Origin of the sequence: Flavobacterium sp. (assembly GCF_044338735.1) — a bacterium.
Taxonomy (GTDB): domain Bacteria; phylum Bacteroidota; class Bacteroidia; order Flavobacteriales; family Flavobacteriaceae; genus Flavobacterium.
In genome coordinates this window covers 1-12,194 of sequence record NZ_JBIIWV010000060.1, presented here as the reverse complement: position 1 = coordinate 12,194, position 12,194 = coordinate 1, and the positions used below count along the sequence as shown (strand labels likewise).

Here is a 12,194-nt window from a genome sequence, read left to right as displayed (position 1 = left end):
AAAACTCTTGAGAATGCGTCCAAAATAAGTATTGCAAAATATAACAAAGGGAATTGTTTTATATTAAGCCAACAAAATGTGCTTGCTGAGCAAAGTTTTAAGGAGGCTTTACAAATTGCAAAAAAAGTTAATGCAAAAAGCTTAGAAGCTTTTGCATTAAAAGGAATTGCACAAATTTATACTTTAAATGGAGCCTATTTAGATGCTATTAACGAGTTAAATCTTGCTTTTTCTATTGCAAACAACGTGAATGATCTGGTTTTGAATAAGGAAATATATAAAGGATTATCAGAGAATTATTTAGCTCTAAATAATCCTAAAAAATACCAAGAATACCAGCAAAAATTAACTCTAACACAGACCAAACTTAAAGAAAACGAGCGTGCTTCAATAGAAAATTTATTGCTAGAAAACTATAACAATTTAGAAAACAAAAGTAAAACTGAATTTTCATCTTTTTGGATAATTGTTTTTCTTTCTATGGGGGTAGCAATTCCAATAATTTTCTTTTTTATTAGCAAAAATGCAAACAATTCCATTCGAGAATTAAAAGCAAAAATCAACAAAATTAATTCAAAGTTTTTACGATAGGTTTTTTATTTTATTAGTGTTTATATAGCTAGAAAGACATTCGACAAGTTCTAACTCTTCATATAAGCTGTTAGATATTTCACTTGTTAGGTGTACAAAACCTTTCTTTTTTTAAGAGAGGTTTTTTATTTTAAAACACTTTTTGTAACCGTTCCTGAGGCAATCCACGAAGAAATAATTCCCAATAAGAAGATAGTTGAAACTACAATAAATACATTCTCCCATTCAAATAAAACAGGGTAGGGCATCGATTCAGTGATCATAATAAATGCAAATTGTTGTTGTGCTAAAATAATTAAGATAGCAAGTGCTAAACCAATGGTTAATCCAAAAACAGTAATGATAATTCCTTGGGTAAAAAAGATATTTCGGATAGCAGTTTTGGTTAAACCAATATTAAAAAGAGTCTTCAAATTTTCTCTTTTGTCAATAATTATCATAACAATAGCTCCGGCTAAACAAAATAGCGTCAGAATAACTACTAATGTGCTAAATAAATAAATAAATAAGTTTTCAGACTGAAGCATTTTATAAAGTGAATCATTTAATTGGGCCCTATTTTTTATTTTTACTGAGGATCCAAAAATGTCTTCTAATTCGCTTCTAACTTCTTCTTCGGTGATGTTTGGAGCAGCTTTTACTTCCAACGAAGTATATTGATTAGAAGCTAATCCTAATAAATTTTGGGCTAATGTGATATCACAAAATACAAACCGACCATCTAGTTCTTCATTAACTGAATAAACACCCGAAGGGAAAAGTGCCGCAGTATTAAATGCGTCCATTGGATTTTCAATAGCTCCTTTGCCTGGTTTTGGCGCATATACTTGTAATTGATGGTTAAAATCAAACAATCCTAGGGCTAATTTCCGACTGATTTCGGCACCCACAACTACTTCTTCAGTATTCGGCGAATGCCATTCACCCAAATATAAATGTGCATTAAAATTGGTAACAGCTGCATAACTTTGGTCTACCCCTTTAATTTCGGCAACAATTTCTTTTTCGTCATAAATAAAGTACACGCGCTCGGTTACTACTTTACTGAAGGCAGTTATGGACTTGCATGCTTTTAATTTATTTTCTTGATTTTTAGTTACCAAAAAATGCTTTCCTGAGGTCGTTTCTATTTTAAAATCTGGGTCGGTTGCATTGGCAAAATTAAGGGTGAACTCTTTTAAGCCACTAAAAACAGATAAAAAAACAAATAGCGCCATAGTACTGGCAATAATTCCCATAGAAGCAATGCCAGTGATAATATTAATGGCTTTGTTCTTGCTGAAACTTATAGCATAACGTTTGGCGATATATAAGGAAAGGTTCAAATTATGATTTCTTTCTTTTTTCTAATAAATCTGGATTTTCAATAGGGTTTTCTTCTCCTGCTAAGGCTTTGTCAATTTTTTCAATATAATCTAAACTATCGTCAATATAGAAAATCAAATTAGGCACTTTTCGCAATTGATTTTTTACGCGTTGGGCTAAATCGTGTTTAATTAAAGGAGCATTACTTTTTACGGCAGCTAAGATTTCTGCTGCTTTTTCGGTAGGAAAAACACTCAAATGTACTTTAGCGATAGATAAATCAGAAGTAACATTTACTTTTGAAACCGAAATTACCAAATTATTGATGTTGTTTTTACGAATTTCGCCTTGTAAAATGGACACCAAATCGTTTTGTAAAAGGGCTCCTATTTTTTTTTGTCTGTTTGTTTCCATGAGGCAAAAATACAATAAGATTTTCGATTGAAGATTAACGATTTTGAATTTTTGAAGTTTTGGTTTGTTTTTTATTTCATAATTTTACGGAAATTAGCATCATGAGAAAAATCGAACATATAGGTATCGCCGTTAAAGATTTAGCAGCCTCGAATACTCTTTTCGAACAATTATTGGGTCAGCCTCCATATAAAGAAGAAACGGTAGCAAGTGAAGGAGTAAAAACCTCCTTTTTTAAGAACGGGCCTAATAAAATAGAACTATTAGAAGCAACCAACCCAGATAGTCCAATTGCAAAATTTATCGAAAAAAAAGGAGAAGGTATTCATCATATTGCTTTTGATGTGGAAGATATTGTCGTAGAAATTGCCCGATTAAAAAAAGAAGGTTTTATTGTCCTTAATGAAACACCCAAAAAAGGTGCCGATAACAAATTAGTAGCTTTTTTACATCCAAAATCTACCAATGGGGTTTTGATTGAGTTGTGTCAGGAAATTATTGAATAGCAATTGTTTACTAGAAAATAGAAGAGAAGTAGTAAAAAAATTTGCAGTAAATATAAAATAGCTGTAATATTGCAGACTCTTAACTGGTCCTATAGCTCAGTTGGTTAGAGCACCTGACTCATAATCAGGTGGTCCCTGGTTCGAGCCCAGGTGGGACCACTAGTAAAATCAAGGGTTTCAAGATTTATTTCTTGGAACCTTTTTTTATAAGCAAGATTCAAGCAAGATTTTATAAATTCCCTAACACACAAATAACCAAACAAATACAATATTTTTTGTAGATATAAAAAGTAATAATTATTTAAGTTTATTGTTTTATAGATTTTTATTTTTTTAAATTTGTAACACATGAAATAATTTATTAAAAACTATTATTAATTAGGTTCCTTTTTCATTTCAATAAATAATATCATTATGAAAAAAATTCAAATTTTATTCTGCTTTTTATTTTTTAATTCAATTGTATTTGGACAACAAATTCTTTGGACAACCATAGAAAATACATCTTCAAAGTATGTTGCAAAAGAGAATGTAGCAAATGAAGTTTTAAGTTTTTATAATCATTATAGATTTTATAATGATGGTTCGGGTTATACTAAGAGCAATTTTTTAAATGCTATAGAAAAATATGGAGACAAAAGCGAGAAATGGAATAGTTTTAAGCAGTCCATTTTGAAAATTGAAAATTTAACAGTCTTTGCTATTAGAAGCAATACGGGTTATGGGTCAATTGTATTGGTTATTTGTGTAACAAAAGAGAATGTGAACTTTGTAAGTTTTTCAAATAACTCCGAACGGGGTAGTCAGTTAGCAAGTGGAATAGATGAAAAAGAGTTCTCAAATTGGTTTCAAACTTTGTTGAATTAATTTAATTATGATTTCATACTAGGGAAATTATTTTTTCTCTTAGATATTTTATATTACAATTTTGGGCATTTTAGAAGTAAGTAGTAATTGTTGTAATTAAAACTTGATAGATTTCCTTTTATAAGCATTACTTTCTAAAATGCTAAAGGTTATTGTATTACAATATTGTTTCCTTAAAATACCCAATTTTTTATTATATTTGTCAAGTATCTAAAAATAGAAACTCTTATGAAAAAATTACTTTTCTTTTTATTATTTGTAACGTTTCCCTTGTTTTCACAAACCAATGGAATTAATTATCAGGCAGTAATTTACAGTCCTACAGGACAACAATTGCCAGGGGCAAATAATCAAAAATTTCCACTTTCAAATAAGACCATTTGTTTGTTGTTTAGTATTATTGATAGTAACAACGTCACAGAATACGCTGAAAAAATTGTAATTACCACTGACCGCTATGGCGTGGTAAATCATTTAATAGGATCAGGTACTCAAGTAGGCGGGTATGCCACTAATTTTAATGGCATATTATGGAATAGTACTGCTAAAAATTTAAAAGTAGAATTGGATATACTTGCAAATTGTTCTGATTATACTTTTCTGAGCAACGAACCTTTTACATATGTCCCTTTCGCTTTATATGCTGCAAATGCAGGTACGCCTGGACCGTCAGGCCCAGCAGGCCCAGCAGGCCCGCAAGGACCAACAGGTGCTCAAGGTCCGCAAGGTATAGCTGGTGCTACAGGACCTCAGGGACCAATAGGAGTAGCAGGTGCTAATGGAGCTACAGGTGCTAATGGAATTAACGGAATTTCTGCCTATCAAGTAGCGGTGAATAATGGATTTACGGGAACGGAACAACAATGGTTAACTTCTTTGATAGGTGCAAGTGGACAAGCAGGTGCAAATGGTTTAGATGGAATAAAATCTCTAATAAAAACTACAACAGAAGTAGCTGGAACAAATTGCACAGCGGGTGGTGTTAAGATTGAGGTAGGTTTAGATACAAACAACAACAATATTTTAGATAGCACAGAAATTGATGCAACGCTAACCAAATATGTTTGTAATGGTGTTCAAGGGGTTCCTGGACCACAAGGCCCAGCTGGTAATTCAAATAGTAGTGTTGGGAGTAATGCAGTTTTTTCAAATTCTATAATTGAGTATCAAACATTAAATTGGTCGCCAAGTCGAATGAGTATAAGTAAAGATGGAAAATATATTATTCAATCAAATTCTTCAAATAGTATTTATAATACATCTGGACAGCAAACAACATCTCAAGCTGGAGAAATACGAATCATAAAATATGAAAACGGGAATATTTTTCAGTATGGGCAAATAATTAATGGAATTGCTAATGAACATCTTGGTGGATATATAGGGATCAGTAATGATGGGCAAAAGATTTATGCATCAAACAATAATAATGAAATTAAAATTTTTATTTATTTAAATGGTGCTTGGGTGCTTAATCAGACTTTAAGCATAAATTCAATTCAAAATATTTCGGGTATTTATAATGATGATTTTTTAAATAATTTGTTTATTGTAAATCATACGAGTGGAACTATTGATATAATGAATAATAATGGAACTAGTTGGTCTACAATACAAATAACTCCTCAAGTTTCGATAAATGCAGCTAACAGACTTTCTGTAAATTCTATTGGGGATGTTATTGCTCTTTCATTACCTAATTACAATTCTGGATTTGGAAAAGTACTAATTTATAAAAAGAATTTAAATACATGGATTCTAAATGGATCTATAGATGGTGTTTCTAATTTGCAATGGGGAGAGACTATTGATTTAAATGATGATGGAACTAAAATTGCAATTTCTACTTCCATCAATCCATTAACTGGTACAAATAGAATAGCTCCATCTTATATTAAGACATTTGCATTTAATAGTGTTTCTGCAAATTGGGAGCAATATAATAATACAATCACTATTAATTATACAGCACAAAATGGAAAGAAAGGATGGAGTTCATTTATTGAATTTAGTAGTGATTCAAATAAATTAATTGTTGTAAATCAAGAGTTGATATATAATGATGATGGATTAAATCAAATAGTTTGTTATAATAATTATAATAACAATTGGGCACAATTAGGCTCAAATATTAAATTACCACTATGTACTACTTGTAATAATTTTTTTAAAGAATTAGTAGATTTTAACAATAATATTTTGGTTTATTATAATAGATTTGGTGAAGATGTTTTAAATATCAAACATTTCAACTAATGAGAAAAATACTTCTTTTACTAGCACTTCCTTTAGCTTCTTTTTCACAAGAATTGAATAGACAAATGATAGCCTCACAAGGGAAATCATTTGAAACACCATCAGGGTTTTATGTATCACAATCTGTGGGTCAATCTTCTGTTATTGGTAGGGGAAATGATATGGATATAGATCTGCTGCAAGGATTTCAACAACCATTTTTTAACCGCTTTAACATAGCGGTTGATCCAGGAATCAATGTTATGCTGTATCCCATACCAACAGAAAATGTGCTAACAATCTTCTTCAATAAGTATTCAGAATCCAATGCCAATATTCTAATTTTTGATGTTGTTGGAAAACTGATTTTGGAAAAGAAATTGTCCATCATTGAAAATACAGCTTCACTTAACTTGAGTCAATATGCTGCTGGAGCTTATTTAATTCATTTAAAAGGTAAAAATTTATCATATCAAACGCAAATCATTAAGAAATAAAACAAATTTTATGAAAAAATTATTGTTATTATTATTAATTCCTATATTCTCAAATGCACAAGAAGTGTTTTTTTATTCCGGTAAAAATTTTACTAAATATGATTACAAATCTTCTGATGGTTCCAAGCCAGATTTGTTTAATAGAGTAGGAGATTATTATGAAATTGGTTATCAAGACGAACTTATAGAAGAAAAATTGAATTATCAATTGAGTTTAACTTACAATGAGTTCAACTCAAGTGGAGGAGATAGTGCTAATATTTACAGATGGCAATCGTCTTATGCAGGTATTAAAGGAAACATTGTTTATAATTTATTTGATGCTTACCGTAGTGGTTTTCAAGTTAATTTGAAAGCAGGGGCAAATTTTTCTACAATTGTAAATGGAGAACAAGAAATTAATGGAACTTTATTTGACTTATCCGACGAGGACGAATTTAAAGGATTACAAATTCAACCCACTTTTGGTTTTAATGTAAACTACGCCGTTTCTGATATTGGGTATTTGAGTGTAGGGTATAATTTTTCAAAATCCTTTAGACTGGGTTCTACTACTGAAGAAAAATTATCTTTTAACAATAGTCAGCTACAATTTGGAATCCATATACCTATAAATTAAAATGTTCAAAAAAGTAATATTGATATTATTACTAACATTTTCAATTTCTTATTCTCAAGAAACAAACAATCACGTACATGATGAACGCGATATTAGTTCATATTTTGATCGATTTAATAGTACTGTTATAGGGGAGCAATCAATAGATTCGTTCCTTGCAAATCGTGGAATTTCATCAAAAAATTTCATCGAAATCAACAAATACTATGTTGCGGTTTTTTTCAAATTACATAGTGCTCAAATAATTAAGGCTTTTGATGATCATAATTCTATTGATACAGAAATTGTAACAAGTTTCAATGTTTTTTTACAGAAAAACAGTAGTGAATTGCTTTTTAATCCCATGGAAGTAGATTTAGAAGGTAAGCATTACATTTCCAAAAATATTTTTGTACCAAATCAAGAGAGCGCATCCTTTGCTAGGCTAAATTATTGCGATAATTTAGATTTTTCCAATTTAGATTTTTCTAATTGGGATACATATTGTGCCACTACTTCGGGTCTTTTAGGTGTTTTGCAAAATATTACACCTTATTCACCCCCAAGTTTATGTAATGGTAGATTGCAACATTCTTTAGTAACTGGAGGAACAGATCCAATTGTGCCTTCAATGTCTCGAACGTATCCAGGTGGAAATAATTTAAGTGTATTGTTGGGGGATAATCAAGGAATAAATGGAAGGGCAAGTATTATTAGAAGAACTTTTAATGTAACTGCTCAAAATAATAAGTTGATTTATCGCTACGCTGTTGTACTTGAAAATCCTGACCATACAGATGACGAACAGCCATTTTTTAGAACTCGATTAATAAAACCAGACGGTACATATGATGCTTGTGCCGATTATTTGTCGTTTGCAGGTGATGGATTACCCGGTTGGAATAGTATTCAAATTGGAGTAGAATCATTTGAATATAGAGATTGGACAACTGTATTAGTTCCATTAACTGCTTATATAGGACAAACCGTTACAATCGAAATTTCTGTAGCAGATTGCGATCGTGGAGGTCATTTTGGTTATGCCTATTTGACTTTTGATGGATGTGATAGTTCTGATAACCTTCAATTGTTTTGTGAAAATGGCATTTATAAATTAAAAGCACCAGATGGAGGGATATCGTATTTATGGAATACAGGAGAAACCACACCAATTATTAATTTAAATCAGCCTGGAAATTATAGTTGTACTATAGTTCCTTTTGGGGCTACTCAAAATTGTAATTTAACGTATAATTATAATTACCAACCCATAAGTTACACCCTTACAAATCCTACTAATTTTTGTAGGGCATCTAATAATTCAATTCAAGTAAACATTAGTGGAGGAATACAACCATTACTTTTGAATTATTCTATAAATGGAGGTACAAGTATTCAACAAGTAATTAATAGCAATACATTTAATTTACCTATAGATAATTCGTTACCCAATCCATTAAACTATAGTATAAGTGTAGCTCAAAATAGCAATACTCTTTCTTGTGCGGTACCATTAACTACTAGTATCAATTTAATTGACACAGTAGCACCTTCAGGAAGTCAAATGCAACAATTTTGTGCTCCTGCCACTTTATCTGATATTACTGTTAATGGAACTGCAATTCAATGGTATGCAAATGCAACAGGAGGAACGGCATTACCAACTAATACTGATTTAGTTCATAATGTGACCTATTATGCCTCTCAAACATTAAGTAGTTGTGAAAGTTATATAAGACTTCCCGTAACAGTTTCGTTGATTAATCCAAATGCACCTACTGGACAAAACACTCAAAGTTTTTGTTACAGTGCTACCATTAATGATTTAGTTTTAACGGGTAATAATCTTCAATGGTATTTATCTGCAACAGGCGGAACAGCTTTGCCAAGTAACACAAACTTAATTAATAACACAATTTATTATGCTTCACAAACTCAAAATGGGTGTGAGAGTATCAATAGATATCCAGTATTAGTTACAATTACAAATCCACAAGCACCTACAGGTACAAATCAGCAAACATTTTGTAACAATGCATCCATTGCAGATTTGTCAATTACTGGTAATAGTGTACAATGGTATTTAAATGCTACGGGGGGCTCACCTTTACCAAATACTTTTAATTTATCAAACAATACTACCTATTATGCTTCACAAATTGAAAGTAATTGTGAAAGTAATACGAGATTTCCAGTTTTTGTAAGTATTATCATTCCAATGCTACCCAATGGAAAACCCGTACAGTATTTTTGTATTGAGAACAATTCTACGCTGAATGACATTGTTTTAAATTATAATTATAATTTGGTTTTTTATGACAGTCCAATAAATGGAAACATTTTGCCACAAGATTATTTATTAGTAAATGATGAAACAATTTATGCTTCTTCCTATGATGTAATTAATAATTGCGAAAGCATTGGTCGATTTCCAATTAAAACAAAAATTGTAAATTCTGAATTAACCTTCTATAACTTAATTACTATAGATCAAAATGATTTAAACAAACAACTTATAATTGAGGGTATCGAGTATTTTCCAGAGAATAGTATTGAAATTTTTAATCGATATGGAAATTTAATTTGGAGCGGGGTTAATTATGATAATATAAATAACGTGTTTAAAGGAATGGCAAACACCGGAAATGCTATTTCCGCATCTAATTATTTGCCTTCTGGAACTTATTTTTTCATTTTAAAATTTCCAAATGATTGCAAATACTCTGAACTAAAAGGGTTTATTCATATTGATAATAAGTTATAATGTTTAAATGGAATCAACATAAATCTTATTTGCAAATAGTTACATTTCTATTTTCAACCCTTCTATTCAGTCAATCGGATGTAAAACTATCAAGTTTTTTTTTAACACCATTAACACACAATCCAGCATATGCTGGGAGTTATGAGGGGATTAGTATCACTTCTTTGTATACCTCCCAATGGGTAGGTTTTGATGGTGCACCTAAGACACTTTTTTTTAATGCACATGGTACTTTTTTTGGTCCAAACACAGGAATAGGAGTAGAGGTGATGCACGATGAAATAGGAGTAACGACAGACACAAAATTTCTAGGAAATTATGCCTATCATTTGCAATTGAACGAAAATTGGCGTTTGGCTTTAGGAATAAAAGCGGGTGCTGTTTGGTATTCGGTTGATTACAATAAGTTAAGAATCCAAAATCCAAATGAGTTTAATAATTTTGAAGGTACCTTAACATCAATTAATCCAAATCTCGGTACTGGAATTTATTTGCACAATAAAGATTTTTATTTGGGATTTGGAGTGCCTAATATTTTAAATTCAACCTATATAGATTCTTACAATACTACTTTAGCAAACTCGAGACCAAATTATTATTTCAGTTCGGGATATAAATTTAATTTGCAAGACGATATTTCGTTACAACCTAGTGTGTTATTTAGAATGGTAAAAGGAGCACCTCTAAGCGCTTTATTTGCAGGAACACTAAATTGGCAGGACAAAATGTATGGAAGTCTTAATCTTGATTTAAATGCTACTGCAGGTGGTTTTGTAGGGATTCGCTTTGCTGAAAAATTTCTATTAGGGTATTCTTATGATTCGTCCATCAATAAATTTTCGGGAAGTAATGGAGGAATTCATAGTTTTTTCTTAAATATAAGATTGGAAGATTTCTGGCAACGCGAACGTTGTGGATGTTATACTTTTTAGTATAAATTAGTTTTTTTAAAATATTATGGAATTAGGTTAATTTATTCTATGATTAATGGATTTATTATTAACTAAGTTTTATAATCAAGTTATAATGGGAGTAAAGATTTTTTGAATTGTAATTTTTCTAAAAGATCGTCATTATCGTCAAGTTGTATTACATCAATTATTTCTTCATATTGATTAATAAATAGTTCGATGAACTTATTACCATCTATAAGTTGGATACCCTTATACCCCTCTTTGTTTGAACTTTCAATTGCTTTCTTTTGAAATTTTGATAGAGTTATGAAACAACCTTGAAAATCCTGTTTTAATGCACCTCTAAAGCTTCTAATTTCTCTTTCTCCTATAGAATTGTTATCATATCTTTTTACTTGTACTTGAAGATTTATTGATGCAATCCCATTTACATCTAATATACCCTCAAAATCAATTCCTCCATCTCCAACTTTTCCCGTTTCTTGTGTTGGTTCAAAACCAAGTGTTCTAAGAAGATATGAAACTAATAATTCAAATTCTGTAGGATCAAGTTCTAAAAACTTATTTTTAATTAACTCATTAATTGATTTTGAATCAAATTTTATGTCATAATTTTCTTTTTTCGAATGGGGAATATCATAACCAAGCGATTCAAATATTTCATCTTTTTGTTTTACTTCAAAACATGTTAAAGTAGCTCTCAAAGTATTTTGAATAGGTTGAGAAAATGAATGTCTATTAACATTATCCTTAATCCATTCCATTTTTTTTCTCCAAGGATATGGAGATGAATTGTCATTTTCAAAGTATAATTCACCAGTAATTTTACCAATTAGTAAATCATTTGTATTATATGGTGAAATAACAATATCTCCAATTTGCATCTCATTTATGAAGCGATAAATTTGTCCTACATTTTGATTTACTCTCATACTTGCATCACCAACATATTTTTCTCTGTATTTTTCTTTAAGAAATTCTTTGTCCGTTAAATCCCATCCACCTTCAATTGGATTAATTTGTTCAAACCAACCAATTCCAATATAATTATTATTTCTAAATACGTCCGTGTATCTTCCGTAATCTGCTCTTAATACAAATACTCTCATTTATTTAATTTTTAAAGATTGGATGTAAATAAATTTACTTGAAGTGTAAGATTCTACAACCTTCATTCCAATTGATTCTATTTCAGTAATTAACTTCTCTGATTTATTTTCCCATTTCTTTTTGGGTTCAACTATAAACATACTGCCATAAGGTTTTAAAATTCTGTATCCTTCCTTCAAGTAATCAATATAATTTGATCCCATAAGTGACAAACAAAATACACTCACATCAACTTTGTTTCCTTCAAGTGGTATATTTGAAATATCACATTCTATAACAGTTTCATCTATACCAACATAATCAAAGGAATAAACTTTATTTGTAATTTCTTTTTTGAGTAGGTTCTCACCACAACCAAGGTCAGCAACAATCCAATCTTCTCTGTCCTTGATT

Annotated in this window: 12 protein-coding genes and 1 tRNA gene; 9 read left to right on the top strand and 4 right to left on the bottom strand. The window is 30.5% G+C overall.

Translation table 11 applies throughout. The features are described 5' to 3' along the window. The coding region (locus ACIQZC_RS05645; RefSeq protein ID WP_396138262.1) for a tetratricopeptide repeat protein at positions 1-591 on the top strand (591 nt) is incomplete at its 5' end. Between the two features lie 125 nt (positions 592-716). Here the strand turns inward: ACIQZC_RS05645 and ACIQZC_RS05640 are convergent. Together ACIQZC_RS05640 and rbfA are read right to left on the bottom strand one after the other, a co-directional pair. Continuing rightward, positions 717-1,916, bottom strand: coding sequence for an ABC transporter permease (locus tag ACIQZC_RS05640; protein WP_396138261.1), 1,200 nt, complete (start codon positions 1,914-1,916; stop codon positions 717-719). Position 1,917: 1 nt separating this feature from the next. Further along, positions 1,918-2,310, bottom strand: coding sequence for a 30S ribosome-binding factor RbfA (gene rbfA, locus ACIQZC_RS05635; RefSeq protein ID WP_396138260.1), 393 nt, complete (start codon positions 2,308-2,310; stop codon positions 1,918-1,920). Positions 2,311-2,411: 101 nt separating this feature from the next. On the opposite strand from rbfA, the gene mce reads away from it, so the two are divergent. The 8 genes from mce to ACIQZC_RS05595 all read left to right on the top strand — a co-directional run bounded on the left by mce (position 2,412) and on the right by ACIQZC_RS05595 (position 10,709). Next, complete coding sequence (gene mce, locus ACIQZC_RS05630; RefSeq protein WP_396138259.1) at positions 2,412-2,816, top strand: methylmalonyl-CoA epimerase; 405 nt, start codon at positions 2,412-2,414, stop codon at positions 2,814-2,816. An 85-nt stretch (positions 2,817-2,901) separates the two neighbouring features. After that, a tRNA-Ile gene (locus ACIQZC_RS05625) sits at positions 2,902-2,975 on the top strand. Between the two features lie 255 nt (positions 2,976-3,230). After that, complete coding sequence (locus tag ACIQZC_RS05620; protein ID WP_396138258.1) at positions 3,231-3,683, top strand: hypothetical protein; 453 nt, start codon at positions 3,231-3,233, stop codon at positions 3,681-3,683. 228 nt (positions 3,684-3,911) lie between these two features. After that, the gene (locus ACIQZC_RS05615; RefSeq protein WP_396138257.1) at positions 3,912-5,939 is read left to right on the top strand and encodes a collagen-like protein; all 2,028 of its coding nucleotides are present in this window, start codon (positions 3,912-3,914) and stop codon (positions 5,937-5,939) included. Further along, positions 5,939-6,415, top strand: a complete 477-nt coding sequence (locus tag ACIQZC_RS05610; protein WP_396138256.1) for a T9SS type A sorting domain-containing protein — start codon at positions 5,939-5,941, stop codon at positions 6,413-6,415. The genes ACIQZC_RS05615 and ACIQZC_RS05610 overlap by 1 nt, the downstream gene beginning before the upstream one ends. Before the next feature lie 10 nt (positions 6,416-6,425). Beyond that, positions 6,426-7,034, top strand: a complete 609-nt coding sequence (locus ACIQZC_RS05605) for a hypothetical protein (RefSeq protein ID WP_396138255.1) — start codon at positions 6,426-6,428, stop codon at positions 7,032-7,034. A 19-nt stretch (positions 7,035-7,053) separates the two neighbouring features. Next, a complete protein-coding gene (locus ACIQZC_RS05600; RefSeq protein WP_396138254.1) occupies positions 7,054-9,777 on the top strand; it encodes a gliding motility-associated C-terminal domain-containing protein in 2,724 nt (907 codons plus the stop codon). Next, positions 9,777-10,709, top strand: coding sequence for a type IX secretion system membrane protein PorP/SprF (locus tag ACIQZC_RS05595; protein WP_396138253.1), 933 nt, complete (start codon positions 9,777-9,779; stop codon positions 10,707-10,709). The genes ACIQZC_RS05600 and ACIQZC_RS05595 overlap by 1 nt, the downstream gene beginning before the upstream one ends. 89 nt (positions 10,710-10,798) lie before the next feature. On the opposite strand, the gene ACIQZC_RS05590 is transcribed toward ACIQZC_RS05595, so the two are convergent. Both ACIQZC_RS05590 and ACIQZC_RS05585 read right to left on the bottom strand, forming a co-directional pair. Continuing rightward, positions 10,799-11,800 carry a restriction endonuclease gene (locus ACIQZC_RS05590; RefSeq protein WP_396138252.1) on the bottom strand — a complete coding sequence of 334 codons (1,002 nt, stop codon included), beginning with the start codon at positions 11,798-11,800 and terminating at the stop codon, positions 10,799-10,801. Then, the coding region (locus ACIQZC_RS05585) for a methyltransferase domain-containing protein (RefSeq protein WP_396138251.1) at positions 11,801-12,194 on the bottom strand (394 nt) is incomplete at its 5' end. It lies immediately after the preceding gene.